Source organism: Oerskovia enterophila, assembly GCF_001692445.1.
Classification (GTDB): Bacteria; Actinomycetota; Actinomycetes; order Actinomycetales; family Cellulomonadaceae; genus Oerskovia; species Oerskovia enterophila.
Genome location: NZ_MAQA01000019.1, coordinates 55,672 through 78,197, shown reverse-complemented (window position 1 = coordinate 78,197; position 22,526 = coordinate 55,672). Strand labels below are relative to the sequence as shown.

General features: G+C 74.3%; 16 protein-coding genes. 6 read left to right on the top strand and 10 right to left on the bottom strand.

The features are described 5' to 3' along the window. A partial coding sequence (locus OERS_RS09605) for a PPA1309 family protein (RefSeq protein ID WP_409365922.1) occupies positions 1 to 587 on the top strand: 587 nt, incomplete at its 5' end. A gap of 135 nt (positions 588 to 722) precedes the next feature. Here the strand turns inward: OERS_RS09605 and OERS_RS09600 are convergent. Further along, on the bottom strand, positions 723 to 1,862 hold the full coding sequence (locus OERS_RS09600; protein WP_231907722.1) for a YlbL family protein: 1,140 nt from the start codon (positions 1,860 to 1,862) through the stop codon (positions 723 to 725). Positions 1,863 to 2,019: 157 nt separating this feature from the next. After that, complete coding sequence (locus OERS_RS09595; protein WP_211268458.1) at positions 2,020 to 3,219, bottom strand: Rossmann-fold NAD(P)-binding domain-containing protein; 1,200 nt, start codon at positions 3,217 to 3,219, stop codon at positions 2,020 to 2,022. A gap of 46 nt (positions 3,220 to 3,265) precedes the next feature. On the opposite strand from OERS_RS09595, the gene OERS_RS09590 reads away from it, so the two are divergent. Further along, the gene (locus OERS_RS09590; protein WP_056647770.1) at positions 3,266 to 4,741 is read left to right on the top strand and encodes a zinc-dependent metalloprotease; all 1,476 of its coding nucleotides are present in this window, start codon (positions 3,266 to 3,268) and stop codon (positions 4,739 to 4,741) included. Here the strand turns inward: OERS_RS09590 and OERS_RS09585 are convergent. Continuing rightward, positions 4,738 to 5,448: a SprT-like domain-containing protein gene (locus OERS_RS09585; RefSeq protein ID WP_139107766.1), complete on the bottom strand. Its 711-nt coding sequence runs from the start codon at positions 5,446 to 5,448 to the stop codon at positions 4,738 to 4,740. The two genes, OERS_RS09590 and OERS_RS09585, sit on opposite strands and share 4 nt — an antisense overlap. Before the next feature lie 234 nt (positions 5,449 to 5,682). Between OERS_RS09585 and OERS_RS09580 the strand changes: the two genes are divergently transcribed. Beyond that, on the top strand, positions 5,683 to 6,777 hold the full coding sequence (locus tag OERS_RS09580) for a ThiF family adenylyltransferase (protein WP_068625589.1): 1,095 nt from the start codon (positions 5,683 to 5,685) through the stop codon (positions 6,775 to 6,777). On the opposite strand, the gene OERS_RS09575 is transcribed toward OERS_RS09580, so the two are convergent. Then, on the bottom strand, positions 6,763 to 7,188 hold the full coding sequence (locus tag OERS_RS09575) for a WhiB family transcriptional regulator (RefSeq protein ID WP_068625588.1): 426 nt from the start codon (positions 7,186 to 7,188) through the stop codon (positions 6,763 to 6,765). The genes OERS_RS09580 and OERS_RS09575 overlap by 15 nt on opposite strands. A gap of 467 nt (positions 7,189 to 7,655) precedes the next feature. Then, complete coding sequence (locus OERS_RS09570; RefSeq protein WP_056647763.1) at positions 7,656 to 9,677, bottom strand: ATP-dependent DNA helicase UvrD2; 2,022 nt, start codon at positions 9,675 to 9,677, stop codon at positions 7,656 to 7,658. Positions 9,678 to 9,864: 187 nt separating this feature from the next. Between OERS_RS09570 and OERS_RS09565 the strand changes: the two genes are divergently transcribed. Beyond that, positions 9,865 to 10,131, top strand: coding sequence for a mycoredoxin (locus OERS_RS09565; RefSeq protein ID WP_068625587.1), 267 nt, complete (start codon positions 9,865 to 9,867; stop codon positions 10,129 to 10,131). Positions 10,132 to 10,296: 165 nt separating this feature from the next. Here the strand turns inward: OERS_RS09565 and OERS_RS09560 are convergent, their stop codons facing one another. Beyond that, positions 10,297 to 11,340: a DUF2776 family protein gene (locus OERS_RS09560; protein WP_068625586.1), complete on the bottom strand. Its 1,044-nt coding sequence runs from the start codon at positions 11,338 to 11,340 to the stop codon at positions 10,297 to 10,299. A gap of 93 nt (positions 11,341 to 11,433) precedes the next feature. Further along, positions 11,434 to 12,507, bottom strand: coding sequence for an NAD(+) diphosphatase (nudC, locus tag OERS_RS09555; RefSeq protein WP_248948490.1), 1,074 nt, complete (start codon positions 12,505 to 12,507; stop codon positions 11,434 to 11,436). A 119-nt stretch (positions 12,508 to 12,626) separates the two neighbouring features. Here nudC and OERS_RS09550 point away from each other — a divergent pair, with 119 nt between their 5' ends. Continuing rightward, positions 12,627 to 13,550, top strand: coding sequence for a phosphotransferase (locus OERS_RS09550; protein WP_068625585.1), 924 nt, complete (start codon positions 12,627 to 12,629; stop codon positions 13,548 to 13,550). Positions 13,551 to 13,566: 16 nt separating this feature from the next. Here the strand turns inward: OERS_RS09550 and OERS_RS09545 are convergent, their stop codons facing one another. The 3 genes from OERS_RS09545 to OERS_RS09535 form a co-directional block, all read right to left on the bottom strand. Then, positions 13,567 to 17,175 (bottom strand): ATP-dependent DNA helicase, encoded by a 3,609-nt coding sequence (locus tag OERS_RS09545; RefSeq protein WP_083201348.1) that lies wholly within the window; start codon positions 17,173 to 17,175, stop codon positions 13,567 to 13,569. After that, on the bottom strand, positions 17,172 to 20,618 hold the full coding sequence (locus tag OERS_RS09540) for an ATP-dependent helicase (RefSeq protein WP_169834206.1): 3,447 nt from the start codon (positions 20,616 to 20,618) through the stop codon (positions 17,172 to 17,174). The genes OERS_RS09545 and OERS_RS09540 overlap by 4 nt, the downstream gene beginning before the upstream one ends. Positions 20,619 to 20,747: 129 nt before the next feature. Beyond that, positions 20,748 to 21,593, bottom strand: coding sequence for a DUF3152 domain-containing protein (locus OERS_RS09535; RefSeq protein ID WP_068625584.1), 846 nt, complete (start codon positions 21,591 to 21,593; stop codon positions 20,748 to 20,750). Between the two features lie 222 nt (positions 21,594 to 21,815). Between OERS_RS09535 and OERS_RS09530 the strand changes: the two genes are divergently transcribed. Continuing rightward, complete coding sequence (locus OERS_RS09530; RefSeq protein ID WP_068625599.1) at positions 21,816 to 22,499, top strand: TetR/AcrR family transcriptional regulator; 684 nt, start codon at positions 21,816 to 21,818, stop codon at positions 22,497 to 22,499. Positions 22,500 to 22,526 lie beyond the last annotated feature (27 nt).

Below are 22,526 nucleotides of genomic sequence, written 5' to 3'. Positions count from 1 at the left end.
CCACCGCACCCGCCCCCACGGGGGTGCCCGACGACGCCCCCGCGCCGATCGTCCCTCTCGCCCAGCTCGCGCTCGCCGACGCCGTGCGCGACGTCGAGGCGCACGTCGCGGCCGACGGCTGGGACTCCCCGCCGCGCGTGTTCGCGCTCGTGCGCACGGCCGACGCGATCGCCGCCAACCCGGGCCTGGCCGACCAGCTCCCGCCCGAGGTCGTGACCGCGGCGCGCGGCATCCCCGACCACTTGGTCTCGGTCGAGCAGGAGGGCCTGCCGGACGCCGAGACGCTCGAGGAGCTGCTCGGCACGCTGTCGTGGCCGTCGACGGTCGACGGCGCGGCGATCGTCGCCGAGCGCGTCATCCTGCCGCCTTCGGCCGAGGAGGGCCTGCCGACCGACCCCGCGGCCGCGCTCGCCTACCTGTCCTCGCACCCGGACCGCCAGGACGTGCGCCTCGCGGTCGGCGTGCTGCGCGACGGCACCCCGTGGTGCGCGGTGCGCACGCGGGCCAACGACGACGGGAACGACGTGGCGTTCGGGCCGGACCTGGTCCCCGGGCTCATCGAGGCGCTGCGCGCCACGTTCGAGTAGTCGCCTGGCTCGTCGAGCTGCTGCGCGCCACCTCCGCACCCGAGCCAGGACACGACGGCGGGGCCGGACGACCATGGTCGTCCGGCCCCGCCGTCGATTCCGCAGCCGTTCGGTGCGGCCGTCAGTGCGCCCCGGTCACGAGGTGCACGTCGGCAGGCTCGCGCCCTCGCCCGCGCCGATCGCGACCATCGCGTCGCGCGCGTCCTCGAGGGTCGCGATCTTGACGACGTTCAGCCCCTCGGGCACGTTCCCGACGACCTCGTCACAGTTCGACTCGGGGGCCAGGAACCAGGTCGCGCCGTCGCGCTCGGCGCCGTACAGCTTCTGCTGGATCCCGCCGATGGGACCGACGTTCCCCTCGACGCTCATGGTCCCGGTGCCCGCGATGACGTTGCCGTCGGCCTCGTCCTCGGGCGTGAGCTGGTCGATGATCCCGAGCGCGAACATGGTGCCCGCCGAGGGGCCACCGATGTCGTCGATCTGGATCTTCACGTCGATCGGCAGCTCGAAGTCGGGGTCGATGAAGACTCCGAGGATCGCCTTGCCGTCGGCCTCCTGGGTCGTGATCGTGAGGTCCACGGCCTCGCCGCCACGGTCGACGCCCAGCACCACGTCCTCGCCCGGGGTCACGGTCGCGAGCTCGTCGATGAGGTCCTGGTAGGTCACGACGTCCTTGCCGTTGGCCGACGTGATGACGTCCCCCTCCTCGACGACGCCGGCCGCGCCCGTGTCCTTCGCCGCACCCTGGATCGTGAGGGTCGCGGGCACCTCGTAGCCGAGCTCGGTGAGCGCGGCCACGGTCGCGGTCTCCTGCGACGACAGCATCTCGGCCTGGCTCTCCTCGGCCGTCTGCTCCTGGGTCACGTTGCGCGGGAACGTCTCCTCGACGGGGCGCACGGACCGCGAACGCTGGGCCCAGCCCTCGATCACCTGGAAGAGGTTCGCGGGGTACCCGGGACCGCCGGCGACCGACACGGTGGTCAGCAGCAGCTCGCCCGTGGAGTCGAACGTCTCGGCGCCCTCGATCTGGATGAGCTCGCGGTCGTTCTGCTCGCCGAGCGTGTCCTGCGTGGGACCGGGCGAGCGCACCACGTAGGGCGCGGGCATGACCGCGAGGCCCGCGACCAGCAGGGTCGTGGCCAGCAACGAGATCCCGAGCGTGAGCGAGCGGCGCGTCACGGGAGGAGGCGTGTAGTCGTCCTCGGGCGGCGGTCCGAACGGGTCGGGACCGGGCGCGGGCTCGTGCGGGTCTCGGGGGGCGAGCGGTTCTGTCACGTCGCTATCATCCCCGAGAATCCTGAAGGTTCGCTGGCGGCGGGCCGGGAGGTTCCTGCCAGCGCCCGACGACGTCGCGCACGCTGCGAGCCCTCTCACCTCGCGTGGAGCTCCCGACGAGAGCCGCACCCGGGGCGAGGTCACCGCCCGAGGCGGCTCACCGCCGTCGGGCCTGCCGCCAGATCGCGGCCGTCCCCAGGAGCGCGACCGCCGCTCCCGCGGCACCCAGCGCCGCGGCGTCCCGGCCACCCACGCGGCGGCCACCCACCGCGATCCGGCCCCGGACGCCGTCCATGAGCACGTCGACGCACTCGGCGCTCGACCATGCAGGAACCCAGCCGGCCTCGTGCAGGGTGCGCGCGGAGACGGTCCACGGGTGCACCACGAACGCCATGTCGCTCGCGGGCGACGGCAGCACGCCCACACGGTGCAGGCGCTCGGCGGCGCCGAACGCGGTCGCCGCGGGCAGGCTCACGGTCGCGAGCCCCGTGCGCTCGACCAGCTCGGCGGGCGTGACGACGTCGGGCTCGCCGTGCTCGTCGAGCGCCCCGACCGTGAACGCCCCGGACCGTCCCTCGGCGGCGACGAGGCGGACCGCCGACGCGAGGTCGTCGGTGTGCACGAGCTGCCAGGGGCGTTCGCTGCCCTTGACCACGAGCAGGCGAGGGGCCTCGAAGTGACGCGTGAGGATGGTGTCGACCTCGGGTCCGACGACGACCGCGGGACGCAGGACCGCGAGCAGCACGGGCTCGTCGACGAGGTCCATCTCGTCGGCCAGCGCCTCCTCGAACGCGACGAGGTCCGCGACGAAGCCCGCGGCGTCGGGCGAGACGGGCTCGGCGTCCTCGACGACGGGCCGGTCGGCGCTCGCGCCGTGCACCATCGCGGACGTGACGGCCACGACCTGGCGCACGCCGTGCGCAGCCGCCGCCCGGGCGACGCGACGCGCCTGCTCGACGAGGAACGCGCGGCGGGTCTCGCCCTTGAGCACCCTGATCCCGAACTCGCCCGCGGGGGCGACCACGACCACGGTCCGCGCGCCCTCGACCCACGGCGCGGCCAGGTCGTTGGACTCGGCCGGCGCCCGCTCGGGGCCGCGCCCGCCGAGGGCCTCCCGTACGAGTGCCGCGACGCGCCCCTCGCCCACGACCACGGTCGCGTCGTCTGCGCCCGGACGCCCGTCCTGGCCGTCCGACCCGGCGTCCGTCGCCGGGTCGTCCCCCTGCCCGACGGCGCCGCTCGCCCGGCCGTCGTCGTCCCCGGGCGCGCTCGACGCGCCGGGCGTCCCGGCCTCCGACGCGCTGCGCCGTGAGCGAACCGAGCCCTCCGACATGCCTCGCGCCCCCTTGCTGGTCACAGATTGTGGTTACGGTGATTCCTGACGCTATCCCGAGGAGACCCCGATGAGCAGCCAACCGCCCGACGAGTTCACCTCCGGCGCGGGCGACCAGCCCGACGCGCAGTGGGAAGAGCTCCTGCGTTCCATGTTCGGCGCGGACGCCGACGAGGCCCTGCGCGAGCTGCGCGCACGCGGCCTCGACCCGGCGGCGCTCGCCGCCGGCAGCGGCCTGAGCAACGATCCTGCCGCGATGAAGCACGTGCTCGCCCAGGTGCAGCGGCTCCTCGCGAGCTCGGGCAACGGCCCGGTGAACACCGACGTCGCGCACGACATCGCCCGCCAGGTGGCCGTCGCGGAGGGCGATCCCTCGCTCACGCCGGCCCAGGTGCGGTCGGCGACCGAGGCCCTGTCGGTCGCCGAGCTGTGGCTCGACGCCGTGACGGACCTCCCTCCCGCGGGGGGCAAGCGGTACGCGTGGAGCCGGTCGGAGTGGGTCGAGAAGACGCTCCCCGCATGGAACGCGCTCGCCGCCCCGGTCGCGTCCTCGGTCGCCGACGCGCTGTCCACGGTCCTGCGCGACCAGCTCCCGGGTGGCGGCGACGGGCCGGACGCGCTCTCGTTCGGCATCCCCGGGCTGCCTGCGGGCGCGCTCGGTGCGGACTTCGACCCCGCGCAGATGATGCGCCGGCTCGGTTCCGCGGTCTTCGGCATGCAGATCGGGCAGGCGACGGGGACCATGTCGCGCGAGGTCTTCGGTGTGACGGACATCGGGCTGCCGCTGCTCCCCGAGCCCGCCACCGCCCTGCTCCCCACGAACGTCGCGGCTTTCGCCGAGGGGCTCGACGCCCCCCTCGAGGAGGTCCGCCTCTTCCTCGCGCTGCGCGAGGCCGCGCACGCACGCCTCTTCACGCACGTGAGCTGGCTCCGCGGGCACCTGCTCGGGCTGGTCGAGGCCTACGCACGGGGCATCACGATCGACCTCGACGCGCTCGAGTCCCAGCTCTCCGACATCGACGTGACCGACACGAGCGCTCTCCAGAGCGCGCTGTCGGGCGGGGTGTTCGGGCTCCAGAACACCCCCGAGCAGGAGGCCACGCTGCTGCGCCTCGAGACCGCCCTGGCGCTGGTCGAGGGCTGGGTCGACGAGGTCAGCGCACAGGCTGCGCTCCCCCACCTGCCTCACGCCGTGCCGCTGCGCGAGATGCTGCGCCGTCGGCGGGCCGCGGGCGGCCCGGCCGAGCAGATCTTCTCGACGCTCGTGGGGCTCGAGCTGCGCCCCCGCCGGTCGCGCGACGCCGCGACCCTGTGGGCGCTCATCGCGGTCCAGGGCGGCGCCGACGCCCGCGACGCGGTGTGGGACCACCCGGACCTGCTGCCCAGCCCGCTCGACCTCGACGACCCGTCCGGCTACCAGTCGCGGCGCGCCGAGGTCCAGGCCGAGCAGACCGACCTCGACAAGGCCCTCGCGGACATCTTCAACGAGGCCGACGGCTCGACCGGCGACACCGAGGCCGAGCCCGACGGCTCCCCGCGCACCTAGCGCGCGGACTCCCTCGCGGGGGCCTGCGCGCCTCGTCCGGCCGGCACGGCGTGCCGGTCGGGCGTCGCACGCGGGGCGGGCTCCGGTGCGGCGTCGTCCTGCGGGAGCGGGGGGTGCGCCTCGATCTCGACGTGCGGCGGGGCCACCTTGTCCTCGTCGGGCGACTCGGGGGTGCCGCCGTCGCGCGTGAACGAGACCCCCTCGAGGAAGCCCTTGGCGCGCTCCGTCCGGGGGTAGGACTCGAGCAGCGCCCAGAACCCGGGGCCGTGGCCCGCGTGCAGCAGGTGCGCGAGCTCGTGCAGCAGCACGTAGTCCAGGACCCACTCGGGCATGCCCTGGACACGCGTGGAGATCCGGATGCTGCCGTCGATCAGCGTGCACGAGCCCCAGCGTCTGCCCTGGTTGCTGGACCAGCGCACGCTCGTGGGGTGCGCCCGCCCGTCGAGGTACTTGGCCGAGAGCTCGGTGGCGCGCGCGACGAGCTCGGCGTCGGACGGCCTGCGCCGTCTCTCCTTGTCCGCGAGCCGGTCCAGCATCCGCTGCACCCACTCGCGCTCCTGGGCTCGCGTGAACCGCGCGGGGATCGACACGATGGTGCGTTCCCCGTCGCGGTAGGCGCTCACCGTGCTCTTGCGACGACGGCTCCGGCGCACCTCGACGTACGTCTCGGCACCACCCTGGGTACCTCGCTCGGCTTCGTAGGCCACGGCACAGACCGTAGTGGTTCATCGTGACATATGCCATAGACCACGCCGACGATTCTGCGACATGCGTGCGAGAAACCGTCGAGAAACGGTCAAGCGTTGGCTGCGAGCCGCGGGCGTGACGACCTCTGCGAACGCGGCTGTGGACAACCTCCACGAGGTGCCCCTCGCTGGCAGTGTGGACGACGCAGGCTCCGACGGAGCATCCCCGGGAGCCCCCAGGCGAGGAGACGCCTCATGGTCGACGCACCCCTGTTCCCCGTCCGGCTGCGGCCGGGGACGATCGTGCTGCGACGCGGCCCGGGCGAGGTGCAGTACGGCACCGACGACCGGTGGAGCGTGCTCCTGAGCGGCCTGAGCGAGGACGAGGAGACGTGGCTCCTCGACCACGGCCGCTCGGCCCGTCCGCTCCTGCACGCCCCGGCCGAGGTCCGCGCCATCCCGCTCGAGCGGCAGCGCGTGATCCTTCGCCACCTGCGCGAGGCGCTCCTCGTCGTCGGGCGGGCGGACGACGCGCGCGAGGACGTCGCCGCCCCCGCGCGCGGCGCGGCCGACGCGGCGACGCTCTCGCTCCTGCGTCCCGACGCGGCGGGGCACGCGACGCTGTCCCGACGGGCGAGCACGAGCGTCGCGATCGAGGGCCTGGGGAGGCTGGGGGTCGGGACGGCGGTCGTCCTCGCCACGGCAGGGGTGGGAACGCTCCTGCTCGACGACGTCGCACCGGTCCAGGCGACCGACGTCGGGCTGGGCGGCTACCGTCCGCGGGACGTGGGGATGCCGCGCCGCGAGGCCGCCGCGCGGCTCCTCACGGACCTCGCGCCGCAGGTGCAGGCCCGGGCGGTCGACGCCGCGCGGTGGGTCTCGCCCCACGGGCAGCGGCCGGACGTGGTCGTGGTGGTCGAGCGCCGCGTGCTGCGCCCCGACAGGTACGGGCGGCTCACGGGCGACGGGACCCCGCACCTACCTGTCGTGGTGCGAGAGGCTGACGTGGTGGTCGGACCCTTCGTCCGACCGGGGCGGACGCCGTGCGTCCGGTGCGTCGAGGGGCATCGTGCCGACCTCGACCCGCAGTGGCCGCAGCTCGCGGACCAGCTCCGGGATGCTCAGCGCGAGGTCCTCGACGTCGAGGAGACCACGCTGGCAGCAGTCGGCTCGGCGATCGCCGCGAGCCAGGTGCTCGTGCACCTCGACGGGCTGACGCCCCGCACAGCCACGGCCTGCATCGAGATCGCTGTTCCCGATGCGGTGCCGAGGCTGCGCGAGGTGGTGAACCACCCGCGGTGCGGGTGCTCGAGCCTGACGGGTGCGGCGGCCATGTCAGGCCGCCGATGACGCCGAGACGGACTCGGCTGCCTCGCGGGCAGCCGCCTCCTCGGCCTGACGGGCGAGGACCTCGGCCTTGCTCGGCCGTCCACGCCCACGCTTGCGGGCGACGACGGCCCCGTCGACGAAGACCTCGCCGCCCCAGACGCCCCACGGCTCCTGGCGCTCGAGGGCGCCGGCCAGGCAGCCCGCGACGAGCGGGCACGACTGGCACAGGGCCTTGGCCTGCTCGACCTGGGTCGACTGCTCGGCGAACCAGAGCTCGGGGTCGTTCGTCCGGCACGGCAGAAGGCCGGCGAGGAGCCGGTCGAACTCGGCCGCGTCGGACGAACCGAGGGGGGTGGAGAGGGGCTGATGGGGAGTCCAGGGGCCGGATCCGCCCTGGGCAGTGATGTTGTCGAGCAGCGCGGTGAGCCGCACGATGTCCTCCAGTGATGTCCTGTTTGCGTGTGAACTTCTTTGTCACAGGACCCGCAGATGGTCGTCGCGTCCGGGATGGTGGACGGCTGACCGGGAAGACGATCGCATTCGGAGAAACACGAAGGCCGCGGGTCCAGGTGGACTCCGCGGCCTGAGAAGGGTGCTGCCGGTGACTAGACCGGCGACGTCCTCAGTGCGGAGTCGGGCGCGGGGCGGATGACGAGGGATCCGCCGCGTCGTGCGCGGTTGGTCGGATCGGCCGACACATGTGTCGGGTTCGTCGTCAGGATCTGGTTCACCATGCTCACCCACCTCCAATCTCCGTCGAGCGCTCGCCTCTCGGCGCGCGCCTCTCCTACAAGGACTCCTGAACCATATGCCGCCCTCGGAAGGGGGCACAACTTATTTATCGAGATTCTTCTCGACGAGTTTTTCGGGTGGCTCCGCGCGGGCCGCCCGACCCCAGGTCAGGACCCGGATCGCGCCACGATGTCCAGCAGGGTCTCGCCGTACTTCTCGATCTTGGCCGGTCCGATCCCGTTGATCTTCGCGAGGTCCGGCACCGAGGAGGGTCGGGTCTCGGCGATCGCCGCGAGCGTGGTGTCCACGAGGATCGTGAACGCCGGCTTGTCCGTCTCCTGCGCGACCGACAGCCGCCACTCGCGCAGCTGCTCGAACAGCGCGCGGTCGTACTCGCCCGTGAGCTGCACCTTGTTCTGGTTGGCGCGGCTTCGTCGAGGTGCGCGGGACTGCTCGTCGTCGGGCCACAGACCGTCGAGGAACCGCGTGCGTCGTCGTGTGGCCCGCCCACCGGGGTTGCGGGACCGGCCGAACGAGACCTGCAGGTGCTCGCGGGCACGTGTGATGCCCACGTAGAGCAGGCGCCGTTCCTCGGCCACGGCCTCGTCCGTCTCCGCGAGCGAGATGGGCATGAGCCCCTCGCTCATGCCGGCGAGGAACACCGCGTCCCACTCGAGCCCCTTGGCCGCGTGCAGCGAGGCGAGCGTGACGCCCTCGACCGTGGGTGCGTGCTGGGCCGAGGCACGCTCGTCGAGCTCCGCGACGAACGACGCCACCGTGGGGGGCGCGTCCTCGGGAGCGACGCGCGCGACGTCGTCGGCCAGGGCCACCAGGGCCTGCATGGACTCCCAGCGCTCGCGGGCAGCCCCTCGCGCGGACGGCGGCTCGGAGGCCCACCCGGCCGACATGAGCACGTCACGGACCGTCTCCGGCATGGGGACCGCCGGGTCCGCAGAACGGGCGGCGCCGCGCAGCAGCACGATCGCGTCACGCACCTCCTTGCGCTGGAAGAAGCGCTCGCCCCCACGGACCAGGTACGCGATGCCCGCGTCCGCGAGCGCCTGCTCGAACCCTTCCGACTGGGCGTTGGTGCGGTAGAGGATCGCGATCTCGCTCGCGCGCGTCCCCGCGGCCAGGAGGCGTCCGATCTGCGCGGCGACGCCCTTGGCCTCGGCCTCGTCGTCGTCGTAGGCCACGTACGCGACGGGTGGGCCCGACGGTCGCTGGGCGATGAGCTCGAGGGCCTGGTGCGCTCCCCCGCGGCGTCCCGCGCGCGCCAGGAGCTGGTTCGCGAGCGTCACGACCTGTGGCGTGGACCGGTAGTCCCGGACGAGCTTGACGACCTGGGCCCCCGGGTACCTGGTGGGGAAGGTGAGGAGGTGGTGGGGCGTGGCGCCCGTGAACGAGTAGATGGTCTGCGACGGGTCGCCCACGACGCACAGCTCCTTGCGTCCCCCGAGCCACTGGTCGAGGACGAACTGCTGGAGCGGGGAGACGTCCTGGTACTCGTCGACCACGAAGTGGCGGTACTGGCGCCGGACCTCGTCCGCCATGGCGCCCTGCGACGAGAGCATGTCTCCGAGCATGAGCAGGACGTCCTCGAAGTCGATGACCGAGCGCTCGGTCTTGACCTCCTCGTACGAGGCGATGAGGCGAGCCACCGTCTGGTGGTCGTACCCCGCGGGCGCGGGGCGGTCGATCGCCGCGCACGCCTTCACGTAGTCGTCCGCCGTGACGAGCGAGACCTTGGCCCACTCGACCTCCGACGACAGGTCGCGGACCGCGATCCGGTCCACGCCGAGGCCCAGCCTGCGGGCGGACTCGCCGACCACGGCCGCCTTGTACTCGAGGATGCGCGGCGGGGCACCGCCCACGACCTTGGGCCAGAAGTAGCTGAGCTGGCGCAGCGCGGCAGCGTGGAACGTCCGGGCCTGGACGCCGGTGGCCCCGAGCTCGCGCAGACGCGTGCGCATCTCGCCCGCGGCACGCGCCGTGAACGTCACGGCGAGCACGCTCGTGGGCGTGTACACGCCAGTCCTCACGCCGTAGGCGATGCGGTGCGTGATGGCTCGCGTCTTTCCCGTGCCCGCCCCCGCGAGCACGCAGACGGGCCCGTGCAGCGCGAGGGCGACATCACGCTGGTCGGGGTCGAGGGCTTCGAGGATCTGGTCCGCTGACTCGTTCGGCATCACGTCGATTCTCTCAGCCGCCGCCCACACCGGGCGCCACTCTCCACAGGGCGGGGTCGTCGTCGGGCGCGGCGGGGAACAACCGCACCCCCGCGGACGTTGCCCACGACGGCAGCACCCGGGTCCTGTGCCCGGCGTGGTTGTCGGCCCGCGCGCACGCCCGGGCCCCGCGAACGAAGGAGCACCGATGGCCACGGCCCCGACCACCCCCGACGCCGGATCGATCGTCATGTACTCGACGAGCTGGTGCGGCTACTGCCGTCGCCTGAAGACCCAGCTCGACTCCGCGGGCATCGGGTACACCGAGGTCAACATCGAGGAGCACCCCGAGAGCGCGGCCTACGTCGAGCAGGTCAACGGTGGCAACCAGACCGTGCCGACCGTCGTCTTCCCGGACGGCACCGCGGCGACCAACCCGTCGCTCGCCCAGGTCAAGGAGCGCCTCGCGGCCTGACCTCCCCGCTCCCGGACGAGGTGCTGTCGCCCACCACGCGGCACGTCGTCGTCGCAGAAGGCCCCGGACCGGAGTCCGGGGCCTTCTGCCGTGCTCGGATAGTGCTCGCGCAGCCCTCGGTCGCGGTCGCGCGCACGCGCAGCCCGCACGTGCCCGGCTGACCGGCTACTTCGAGGTCCCCGCCTCGAGGATCGACACGATCGAGAAGAGCGTGAAGCAGACCGCACCGAGCCCGACCAGGACGTGCGCGCCGACGAAGAAGCCCGGCTCGGTCATGGTCGCCTCGAAGAGGAACGCCGCGAAGAACAGGCACGCGAGCGCCGTGGCCACGGGGATGATGGGGATCCGGTTGGCGAGCGCGAAGACCTGGCGCCACACGAGCGCGAGCAGAAGCACCTTGGACAGGATGCTGAAGCAGATGAGCCCCAGGCCGATCAGCACGGTGCCGGGGGCCAGGCGCGACGGGTCGTCCGAGCTGAAGAGCACCACGAGGCCCAGGGCGACGTTGATGGTTCCCATCGCGACGACCCACCACGTCCAGCGGTAGCGCTCGGCGTCGCCGAACTCGTTGCGGACCTGGCGCACGATGCTCGCGACGAGCGCGACCAGCGCGGAGCAGATGAGCGACAGGCCGACCATGACGTTGCCCGCGACCAGGGCCGCATTGCCGCCGCGCGCGTAGAGCGTCACCGCGACGATGAGACCGACCACCGCGAACAGAGCGGGGATCGCGATCAGCACGGTTCCCGCCCCGCGTGAGTAGGCGCCATCCGGTGCACCGCCTCCGACGGGAAGGGCCGCGCTCTTCTGGATGAGCACGAACTTGGTCGACGCCGTGGCCACGGTGCTCACGCACCCCGCGATGAAACCGATGCCGAGCATCACGTGCCCGGCCACGATGAACTGCGGCTCGTCGCCCCGACCGATGATCGTGATGCCCCAGATCATGGTCGCGATGGCCACCGCGTATCCGAGCACGGGCAGGACGATCTCCCAGACCCTGCCGTACCGGTGGACGAGCTGGCGGATGATCGTCGCGGCGGTCGTGAACAGCGCGATGCAGATCGCGGTCAGGGCCACGTTGACGTGACCTGCGACGAAGTGGTTCGCGTCGTCACCGCCCGACAGGACGTAGAGCCCGAACGCGAGGCACACCGCACCCATCGCCAACGGGATCGCACGGAAGAGAACGCTGATCGACGGGTTCATGCTCACTCCTCAGGGTGGACGAGCCGGTGCGTCCACCGTAGGCAGGGCATCGAGGATCGGCCCGTCGAGCACCCTGGACGACCCCGTGGTAAGTCACTCCCCCGCGAGCGGCCCCCCGAACCACTCCTCGACGAGCGCACGCGCGATCGAGGAACGGCTCGGCAGCTTCACCTCCCCGCTCTCCGTGGCCCGGACGAGCTGCGCCCGGGTGAACCAGCGCGCGTCGGTGACCTCCTCGCCGTCGGGCCGGATGTCCGTCGTGAGCGCCGTGGCCGTGAAGCCCAGCATGAGCGAGGCCGGGAACGGCCACGGCTGGCTCGCACGGTAGACGACCTCCCCCACCTGGACGCCGACCTCCTCGGCGACCTCGCGCCGCACGGCCTGCTCGAGCCCCTCGCCCGGTTCGACGTAGCCCGCGAGCGTCGAGAAGCGTCCCTCGGGCCAGTGCGCGGCGTGGCCCAGCAGGAGCCGGTCCTGGCCGGGCCCCGCCCCCGGGTCGACGACCGCCATGATGACCGCCGGGTCCGTCCGCGGGTAGTGCTCGATGTCCTGCGCCACGCAGCGCCGCACCCAGCCCGCCGCGACGGGGACGGTCGGCTCGCCGCAGCGCGGGCAGCGCTCGTTGGCCGCGTGCCATGCCGCGAGAGCCACGGCCTCGGTCGCGAGCCCCGTGTCGCGCGGGCCGAGGCGCGAGGCCAGCTCGCGCAGCCCGGCCCACTCGTGCGCCCGTACCAGGACGGACAGCGGACCCGAGGGGTCCACGCCCTCGATGTCGAGGTCGAGGTCGTCCGCGTCGTCGGGCAGGAGGAGGGCCAGGAAGGACGTGCCCGACGGCGCATCCTCGCCCAGGAAGACCCAGCGCGGCGTGTTGCTGTGGTCACCCGTGGCCGCGTGGGGCTCGGGAACGGCGGCGACGTCCTGAGGGGTGGCGAGCGCGAGCCCGTCCGGTCCGGTCGCGAGCCGGCCGCGGTGCAGCAGGACCACACGGGTCGAGGGGTCGGCACGCAGCGTCGCGAACAGGCCCTCCTCGGTACGGCGGTGCGCCGCACGGTCGAGCGCGGAGCGGGCGAGCGGCAGGTGCGCGGCGAACGCGCTGGGGAGCGCGACAGCTCCCGCCGGGGGCTGCGGGTTCGGGACGGGGGCTGCGGGCGAGGTCTGGTCGGTCACCTGTCGACCGTAGGTCACGCGGGACGCGCGGCGCTCGCAGCGCACACGGCGCGGCTCGCGTCGCGGACACACCTGCCGCCGAGGGCGGCCCGTCGCCGCGCACCGACTACCGTGGACGCGTGCCACGCTCACCTCTCACCCTCGCCGCGCTCGCGACCGCAGCCGTCCCCGGCCTCGACGTCCGGTCCGTGCGACCGTCCGAGGCGACAGGGGACGACGACGTCGCGATCGTCACCGACGGCGACGGGCAGGAATGGGTCGTCCGCGCTCCTCGCACGCTCGCGGCCGGCGCCGCCCTCGAGGCCGAGACGGCCCTGCTGGACTCGCTGCGCCACTACGTGACGACGGGCGTCCTGTCCTTCACCGTCCCCGACGTGCTGGGCTACGCCCTGCTGCCCGAGGGCGGACGCGCCGTGGTGCACCACCGGTACGGCGGCGTCCCGCTCGACCTCGACACCCTGCGCCCGGGCCCGGGGCTCGCCGCGGACCTGGGGCGTGTGCTCGCCGCGGTACACGAGCTGCCGCAGTCCGTCGTCGAGAACGCGGGCCTGCCCGTCTACACGGCCGCCGAGTACCGCGACCGCCGCCTCGCCGAGGTCGACGAGGCCGCGAAGACCGGCAGGGTGCCCGCCCGGCTCCTGCGCCGCTGGGAGGCCGCGCTCGAGGACGTGTCGCTGTGGAAGTACCAGCCTGTCGTCGTCCACGGGGACCTCGGCGCGGGCCAGGTGCTCGTCGCGCGCGGGCGCGTCGTCGCCGTGACCGACTGGGCCGAGGCGCGCGTGGCCGACCCAGCCGACGACCTCGCGTGGCTGCTCGTGGCGGCCCCGCCCGAGGCGATCGACTCGATCATGGAGGCCTACCAGCTGCGCCGCACCGAGCTCACCGACCCGCACCTGACGGACCGTGCGCTGCTCGCGGGCGAGCTGGCCCTGGCGCGCTGGCTGCTGCACGGGGTACGGCACGGGCTCGACGACGTGGTCGCCGACGCCGTGGACATGCTCCTGGACCTGGACGAAGTCACGAGCGGGGGCGACGAGGGCTAGCCGGAGGGCGGTGCGCTCAGGCGCCGTGCCCCGCCACGAGAGCCTCCAGCTCGTGGGCGTCGAGCAGTCGCTCCGGTCGCACGGTCTCATCTGAGCCCAGGTAGTAGAACGCCGCGTTGACCTTCTCGACCGGCAGCCCGGACCAGCGCGACCACGCGAGCCGGTACACCGCGAGCTGGACCTCGCGCGTGCGCCGGGCCTCGGCGTCGCGCGGGGCCTTGCCCGTCTTCCAGTCCACGACGACGACGGCGTCCCTCGCCCCGCCAGCGTGCTCGGGGCTCTCGGGAAAGACGGCGTCGATGCGCGAACGGAACATGATGCCGCCCACGGGGGTCTCGACGTCGACCTCCACGGCGATCGGCGTGCGCCCCGCCCACTCCGAGGCGAGGAACGTCTGCTGGAGCGCCTCGAGGTCCAGGTCCGGGGAGATGTCCTCGTCGTCGGCCCCCGGCAGGTCGTCGACGTCGAGCAACGACGACGACGTGAAGTACTGCTCGGCCCACAGGTGGAACTGCGTGCCGCGACGCGCATGCACCGTGGGTTGCGCGGGCACCGGGCGCCGCAGGTGCAGCGCGTACTCGCCCCGGTCCGCGGCCAGGCGCACGAGCCCCGATGCCGAGATGTGCGCGGGGAACGAGATCTCGCTGCTGCGGGCGTCGCGGCGGTCACGCTCCTCGAGCAGGATGCGCGCGAGCTCGCGCAGGTCCGTGCCCGACGCGTCGAGCAGCGGCTCCCGCCCGTCCAGCACCGAGTCCGCACCGGATCCGTCGCCTGCGTCGCGACCCGCGACGGCCACGAACGAGGCGCGTGCGTCGATCCGTTCCCGGACCCGGTCCGCGGCGGCCCGCACGACCGCCCGGGCGCGCGGCTCGGCCGGTGATGCGGCCGTCTCACCGATCGTGGCCGGCGCGCTCTCGTCAGCCCCCGGTTCCCCGCGCGGCCAGTCCTTCTCGTGGACCAGCTCGTCGCGCGGGTTGGTCTCGTCCTTCGCGGGCATGCCGGCCCAGTCGGCGTCGCTGATGATGCCGGCCTCGGCCAGCTCCACGAGGAACGGCGAGGGCGTACGGGGCTTGGTCGCGTCGCGCCACCACGACCCGGCCAGCAGCAGCTCGGCGCGGGCGCGCGTGAACGCCACGTACGCGAGCCGACGCTCCTCGTCGACCTGGTGCTCACCGCTCGCCGCGAGGAACTCCTTGCGGCGCCCGTCGAGGTCCTTGGCGTCCTCCGCGACCTCGAAGTGGAAGACGGGCAGGTCCTCGGCGTCACCGCGCAACGGGTACGGGAGGTTGCCCAGCCCCGTGAACCAGCCGCTGTCGGTCGGCCCTCTGTCCCCCACCGCGGTGTTGGGGAAGATCCCGTCGACCATGCCCGGCACCGCGACGACGTCCCACTCCAGGCCCTTCGAGGCGTGCACCGTGATGATCTGCACCGCGTCGGGGTCCGGCTCGCGCACGGGCAGGTCGAGCCCTCGCTCCTGCGAGCCGGCCGTGCCGAGCCACGCAAGGAAGGCGCCGAGCGTCGGCAGGTCCGCCGACTGCGAGAACGTCGCGGCGACGTCACGGAACGCGTCGAGGTGCGCGCGTCCCCGGTCGCCGACCTCCTCGCCGAACCCGCCCGCCGCGAGCGTCGCCGCGGTGGTCACCTCGATGTCGAGGCCGAGCGCCCGCTCGGCCTGCGTGACGAGCTCCGGCAAGGACAGGTACGTCTGCCCGCGCAGGTCGCGCAGGACCGTGGACAGCGCGGCCAGCCGCGCGTGCCCCTCCTCGGTGAGCTCACGCCCGTCCCGGGCCGCGCGTCCGGGCGCCGGCAGGTCGTCGAGCGCGTCGACGATCGACCGGTGGTCGACCACGTCTCCCTCGACCACGGTGAGCGTCCCGTCGTCGGCGACGCCGGGCAGCTCGCCCTCCCCCGCCGCACCCGACGGACCATCGGGTGCGGCGCCGTCGGACGCGAGGGCGCCCGACAGACCGCCGGGACCGCCCGAGGCGCCCGTCGGCGGGCGCCGCGCTGCGTCTCGGCGCGCCAGGTCTGCCGCCCAGCTGCTCAGCGCGTGCAGGTCCGCCGCGCCCAGGTTGAGTCGCGGCCCCGTGAGGATGCGCATGAGCGAGTCGCCGCGCGAAGGGTCGTGCGCGACCTCGAGCAGGGCGACGAGGTCCACGACCTCGGGGGTCGAGAGCAGGCCGCCCAGGCCGACGACCTCGACCGGCAGGCCCTTGGCCCGCAGCGCGACCTCCATCGCGAGGAACTGCGAGCGCGCACGGCACAGCACGGCCGCGGTCACGCGTTCCTGGCGGCGCGTGCGCGGGCGCCAGCGTTCGGCGACGAAGTCCGCGACCGCCGCGGCCTCCTCCTCGAGCGTCGCGGCGTAGACGCCGGTCACCACACCGCGCCCGGCCCCCGGGCGTTCGTCGAGCTGCGGCACGGGCACGCGCGTGGCCCCCTCGCGCAGCGGCGCGGCCGTGACGTTGGCCGCCGCCAGCACGGCCCGGTCGTTGCGCCAGGACGTGCTGAGGTACTGCACGTCGGCGGAGGCGCCCGTGCTGCCGGGGCCCGTCGCGCGGAACCGCTCGGGGAACCGCGCGAGGCCCGACGCGCTCGCGCCGCGCCAGCCGTAGATCGACTGGTTCGGGTCGCCCACGGCCGTGACCGGATGTCCGCCGAACAGCGCGCACAGGAGCTCGACCTGCGCGTACGACGTGTCCTGGTACTCGTCGAGCAGCACGACCCCGTACCGCGCCCGCTCCCCTGCGCCCACCGTGGGCACGGTCCGGGCGAGCCGCGCCGCGATCGCGACCTGGTCCCCGAAGTCGAGCGAGTCCGAGGTCCGCTTGCGCTCCTGGTAGGCCTCGACCACGTCGAGCAGCCGGTGGCGCTCACCGAGCGAGCCCAGGAGCCTCTTGACCTCGGCGTAGTGCTCGGTGCGCTTGCCGCCGAGAGGCGTCGCGAGGATCGAGTCGACGATGCCCGTGATGCCCGCGCGGGCCTCGTCGGGGCTCAGCAGGTGCTCGCTCAGCGCGCCGGACAGCGACAGCACCGCGCCGACGACCGTGGAGAACGCCGCCTCGGTCTGGAGGTCGCCGGCCCAGCTCTCGACGACCTCGGCCGCGAGCTGCCACTGGCTGGCCTCCGAGAGCAGCCGGGCGCCGGGCTCGATCCCGATCCGCAGCGCGTGGTCCCCCACGAGCGAGGCGGCGTACGAGTTGTAGGTCGAGATCGCCGGCCGGTCCAGCATCGACAGCGCCGCGCCGTCGTTGCCTAGCGCGCGATCGAGCTGCACGAGGCGCGACTGGACGCGCTCGGCGAGCTCGCCCGCCGCCTTGCGCGTGAACGTCAGCCCGAGCACGGACTCCTTGGCGACCCACTCGTTCGCGATGAGCCACACCACGCGCGCGGCCATGGTCTCGGTCTTGCCCGACCCGGCCCCGGCGACGACGAGCAGCGGCGCGAGGGGCGCCTCGATCACCGCGACCTGCTCGTCGGTGGGCCGAGGACGACCCAGCATCTCTGCGATCCGCACGGCCGAGAAGCGTGGCTCGGGCAGCTCGCGCGCGCCCTCCCCGTCGGCCCCGGCCGGGACTCCGACCGTCCCGAGGTCGAGCTCGTCGAACAGCGACTCGGCGCTCATGCGATCACCTGGCGGCCTTCCGTCATCAGGGGGCAGGACCGGCGCACGGGGCACACCGAGCACAGCTTGTTCTCCCGGGCCGTGAACACCGAGTCGGCCATGGTGTCCGCGACGTCCTCGACGAGCTCGCGCGCCCAGCTCGTCCCGTCGGGCTCGGGTTCCAGCGCGGGCTGGGTCCGCAGCCCGGCGTCCTTGCCGTCACCCACGAACACGAGCTGCGCGCCCGCGCTGCGCGTGCCCTCGGGCAGGTCGAGCGCACCGCCCTCGACAGCGAGCTGGTAGGTGCCGAGCTGGGGATTGGTCACGGCCTCCGTGACCGACGGCTTGGTCTTGCCCGTCTTGAGGTCCGCGACGCGCACCGCGCCGTCACCGGCGTCCTCCACCCGGTCGATGACCCCGCGCAGCACGGCACGGCCGATCTCCAGCTCGAACGGCGCCTCGACGAGCAACGGCTCGCCCGAGGCCTGCAGGTACCCCGCGAGCCGACCGACCATGTCCTCGGCCTTGTGGCGCGTCTGGGTCGTGGGCCAGCCCGGCGTGAGCGCGAGCTCGGGCCAGCGGCGGTCCAGCTCGGCCGCGAGCTCGGAGTGCGTGCCGCGCGGCGCCTCCTGCGCGATCGAGTGGACCAGGTTGCCGAGCGACTGGGCCGTCGCGTCGGGGGCCGTGCCTCCCGCGCTCTCCACGGCCCAGCGCAGCGCGCACCTGCTCACCGACTCGACCTTGGACGGCGAGATCATGACCGTGTCCTCGGGGCCCCACAAGGGGTCGGTGCTCGAGACGGGGTTCACGCCGTACCAGGACTCCGGCCGGGCCTCGCCCACGCCCGTGAGCGCCAGGTCGGCGAGCAGCTCGGCGAGGGCCTCGGATCGTTCGGGGTCGCCCGGGTCCCCCACGCCTCGCGTCGAGCCGTCGCCGCGCACGACCTCCTCCACGAGCAGGCTGCGCGCCGCGGCCACGAGCCCGCGCAGGTCGAGCGGCTGCCCGACCTGGACGCGGCGCGGGTCCCGCTCCTCCTCGAGGAGCGCCGGCCCGTCCCCGTCGCCACCGTCCTGGGGCGCACCACCGGCCCCCTCGGCGGCGTCGTCGGGCCCCGCGGGCGGGCACACGAGGTCGACGAACGGTGAGGGCACCTCGTCGACGTCGCTCACGGCCGTGACGAGCAGACGACGTGACGCACGCGAGGTCGCGACCGCGAACGAGCGCAGCTCGTCGGTCAGGACGGCCCGCCGAGCGTCGGGTCCCAGGCCGTGCGCGTCCTGCGAGCGCCCCGCGAGGAGCTCGACGAGCGCCTCCGACCCGAGCAGGGAGTCGCGCAGGCGCAGGTCCGGCCACACGCCGTCCTGGACGCCGGCCACGACCACGACGTCCCACTCGCGCCCCGCCGCCCCGGCGGGCGTGAGCGCCGCGACGGAGTCCGTCCCGGCGGCCCGGGCCGCGAGCGAGTCCGCGGGGAGGTCCTGGGACTCGAGGTACTCCACGAACGCCGACGGCGGAGCGCCCGGCATGCGGTCGACGAACGTCTCCGCGGCGCGGAAGAGCGCGAGGACGGCGTCGAGGTCGCGGTCGGCGCGCGCGCCGACCGCTCCACCGCCCAGCGCGGCGTCGCGCCACCGGTCCGAGAGCCCGGTCGCGCTCCAGATCGCCCAGAGCACGGTCTGCGCGGTCGCGTCGGGGGCGAGCGTGGCCTCCCGTCCGGCGGCGATCACCCGAGCGACCGCCACGGCACCGCGACGCACGCTCGCGGGCAGCGTCGCGGCGCGCGACGCGTCGAGCAGCACCTCGACCAGGAGGGCGTCCGACGTGCGCCCGCCGCCCGACCCGAGCTCCTCGGCCCGCAGCGCCCGGCGCAGGCGACGCAGCGCGACCACGTCCAGCCCGCCCACGGGCGAGGTCACGAGCGCGGCCGCCGTCACGGGGTCCAGCTCGTCGAAGGTCGTGCTGGGAACCGGCGGCTCCCGTTCGATCAGGGTCTCGGCAGGGTCGCCCACGTCGCGGGTCACCGCGTCGTCGATCCCGGCCGTGCCGCGCACGCCGTCCAGCCCCCGCGAGTACCCGGCCGGAGGCAGGCCCACCGCGACGCGCATGATCGCGAGCAGCGGAGTGACCGCGGGCTCCTCGCGCAGCGGGACGTCCGAGCCGAGGATGCCGACGGGCACCGACGCCGCGATGAGCGCGCGCCGGAGGGTCGCGAGCTGCGACCCCGCGCGGCACACCACGGCCATGCGCCCCCAGGGCGTGCCGTGCAGCAGGTGCTCGGCGCGCAGCTCACGCGCCACGTACGCGGCCTCCTCCGCGCCGCTGCCGAGCAGCGCGACCGACGCCCCGCGGGGCGCCCCGTCCTCGGGGACGGGAGCCGTCGAGGCCCCAGCCCCACGGTGGACCGCCCCCGCGACCGTGCCGATCTGGGTCGTCACGGTCCGGGTGACGTCGCGCAGCGCGGCCTCCTGGCGCCAGGCCGTCCCGAGGACCTCGACGCGCGCGTCGAACTCGCCCGTCGCGGCCCGCCGGCGCACGGGCGCGCTGGCACGACCGACCAGCCCCGGGCTCGCGCCGCGGAAGGTCTGGACCGCGGTGTCCGGGTCCGCCAGGAGCACGAGACGCGCACCCGCGTCGTGCACCACGCGCAGGAAGCGCGCGGTCGCGATCGTGGCCTCCTGGTAGTCGTCCACGACGACCACGTCCCACGTGGGCCGCGGCGCGCCCGTGACCTCGTCCTCCCAGGCGAGCAGCGCCTCCGCGGCCTCGTCGACCACGACCGCCGGGTCGTAGCGCGCGCCCAGGTCCGGGGTACCGACGCGCAGCGCCGTCACGTCGAGGTACTCCTGGTAGACCTGCGCGGCGGTCCGCCACTCGGGGCGCTCGTGCGCCGCACCCAGGTCGTCGAGGTCAGCGGGGGTCAGGCCGCGCTCGGCCGCACGCATCAGCAGGTCGCGCAGCTCCTGGCGCAGGCCGCGCAGGGCCAGCACCTCCTCCGGCAGCCCGTCCGGCAGGCGCAGCGGCACCCCGTCCCCGTCGAGGTGCCCCGCGAGGAGCTCGGCCAGGAGGAGGTCCTGCTCGGGGCCGGAGATGAGCGTGGGCGGCGGCTCGCCGATCGCTGCCGCGCGCGCTCGCAGCACCGCGAAGGCCGCGGCCGCGGCCGTGCGCACCATGGGCGCGCTGACCGTCCGGTCCGCGCGCGCCGACAGCCTGTCCCGCACCTCGGCCGCCGAGCGGCGAGAGGCCGCGACCACCAGGACGCGTGCCGGGTCGACGCCCTCGCTCAGCGCCTGCGCGGCCACCTCGATGGCTACCGTCGTCTTGCCCGTCCCGGGGGCCCCGACGACCAGGGTCGCCGGTTCCGTGCGCGCCGCGTCGAGCGCGGCCCGCTGGGTCGCGTCGAGCAGGACGGGCACCGTGGAGGCGGTGTCCGGCAGGACGAGGCGGAGGTCCGGGTGGTGCAGCACGGGAAGATCTCATCACGAGCCACCCACACTCCCGCGCACCCGGCGAGGGCCTCGCCCGAGCCCGCCCCGGGCTCGCGGACGGCGCCCCGGCCGCTGCCCGGAAGGTGCCCCGGACGACACCCCGCCCGGCTACCCGAACGTCGGCCACCCGTTGGGCAGGCAGCCCTCGGTCGACATCGACTGCTGCACCATGACGGGGGCGAGCGTCCCGGGTGCGGGGCAGCTCACGTGCCGGTGGCCCAGCACGTGCCCGACCTCGTGGTTCACCAGATAGTGCCGGTAGAGCCCCATGTCGCCGTCGAAGTCCGAGGCTCCCTCGACCCAGCGCGAGAAGTTGAGGATCGCCGCACCCGTCACACCGCACGAGTACGTCCCGCCGGTCTTGAGCGGGGCGCACATCCGGTCGGTCGTCGCCGGGCTCGCCAGGACCACGCGGATGCTCGCGTCGCCCCCCGTCCGGGCGAACGTCACACCGTCGACCGGCCCCCAGCCCCGTGGGTCGTTGAGGGTCGCCATGACGGCCGCGGCGAACGTCTCGCCGTCCACGGGCAGCCTCGCCTCGACCTCGATCCGCACGGTCTTGACCGTCCCGGCCCCCGGCGCGGCGACCTCCGCGGGCACGACCACGAGCGCGCCGCCGAGGTCCGGCACCACCTCGGTCCCGACCAGGCCCGACCCCGCCTCGACCTCCCGTTCGAGCACGAGCGGGAGCGACCCGGGCCCGTCGAGCCCCAGCTGGGGGTCGCGGACGGACCGGCTCGCGACGTCCTCGCCCCGGTTCTCGGGAGCCGCGGGGGCCTCGTCGACCGCCTGCCCGACGGCGCCGCTCACCGGGGCTTCCGACGCACCGTCCGCCACCGCGACGTCGGTGGCACCGGGTGCTCCCGGCAGGAGCGACCCCGCTCCGAGCCCCCCGGCCCCGAGCCCGGCCAGCAGCCCGACCGACGCGAGGACGAGAGCAGGACCGCGACGCATCCCGCGCCTGCGGACCCGTCCCAGACGCGCCCGGGCGCGCGACCTGCGCGAGGTGCGCGGCGCCGTCGGGCGCGAGAACGGGGCCTGGCCTGCACCTTCATGCCACTGCGGGGACCCCTCCGGGCGTCCCCTCGATCCGTCGTGGGGGGCTTCCGGGGGCATCACGTGTCCATGATCGCACCGCCCGTCACGGCCCGACGCCGCGGCCCGTACTATCGCCGCATGTCGGGGGTCGCAGAGAAGTCGAGAACCACACGGTCCATCGCCGTGCGCATGCCGCGGGACGAACGGCGCGCGCAGCTGCTCGCCGTCGCCGAGCGTCTGTTCTCCGACCACGGCTACCACCACATCACCATGGACGACATCGCGGACGGCGCCGGGGTCAGCAAGCCCGTGCTCTACCGGCACTTCCCGTCCAAGCTCGACCTCTACATGGCCCTGGTCGACGAGCAGGGCGCTGCGCTGGTCCGTTCGGTGCGCGCCGTCCTGGCGCCCTTCCGCTCCGCGGCCCCCGGCACGTCGTCCGGGGACCTCGACGCCCTCGCGGTCGACGGGCTCGCCGTGATCGAGGGGATCGTGCGGGCCTACGTCGACTACGCGCGGTCGGCCGGGCCGTCGGCCGGGCTCCTGTTCGAGTCCGACGTCATGCGCGACCCCGGTGTCCGGGCTCGCGTGCTCGAACCCGACGAGGTCAACGCGCGCGAGTTCGCCGAGGTCCTCGGCCGGCTCACGTCGCTCACCGGGCAAGAGGCGCTCGTGGTCGCCCGGACCTGCACCGCGATCGCCCGGACCGCGGCGACCGAGGCCGTCCGCGCCGAGAGCGACGTGACGACCGCCGAGCTCACCCGCCTGCTGCCCGCGCTCGCCTGGCGAGGCGTCCACGGGATGCTCCGCCGCGACGCCTGAGGATCGGGGCCGCTCGGGACTCCCACC

Bases quoted from the DNA above. Each gene is read 5' to 3' on its own strand.
- OERS_RS09530 (WP_068625599.1), top strand. From the start codon at position 21,816: ATGTCGGGGGTCGCAGAGAAGTCGAGAACCACACGGTCCATCGCCGTG.
- OERS_RS09580 (WP_068625589.1), top strand. From the start codon at position 5,683: ATGGTCGACGCACCCCTGTTCCCCGTCCGGCTGCGGCCGGGGACGATC.
- OERS_RS09570 (WP_056647763.1), bottom strand. From the start codon at position 9,677: ATGCCGAACGAGTCAGCGGACCAGATCCTCGAAGCCCTCGACCCCGAC.
- OERS_RS09545 (WP_083201348.1), bottom strand. From the start codon at position 17,175: ATGAGCGCCGAGTCGCTGTTCGACGAGCTCGACCTCGGGACGGTCGGA.
- OERS_RS09535 (WP_068625584.1), bottom strand. From the start codon at position 21,593: ATGCGTCGCGGTCCTGCTCTCGTCCTCGCGTCGGTCGGGCTGCTGGCC.
- OERS_RS09590 (WP_056647770.1), top strand. From the start codon at position 3,266: ATGAGCAGCCAACCGCCCGACGAGTTCACCTCCGGCGCGGGCGACCAG.
- OERS_RS09560 (WP_068625586.1), bottom strand. From the start codon at position 11,340: ATGAACCCGTCGATCAGCGTTCTCTTCCGTGCGATCCCGTTGGCGATG.
- OERS_RS09565 (WP_068625587.1), top strand. From the start codon at position 9,865: ATGGCCACGGCCCCGACCACCCCCGACGCCGGATCGATCGTCATGTAC.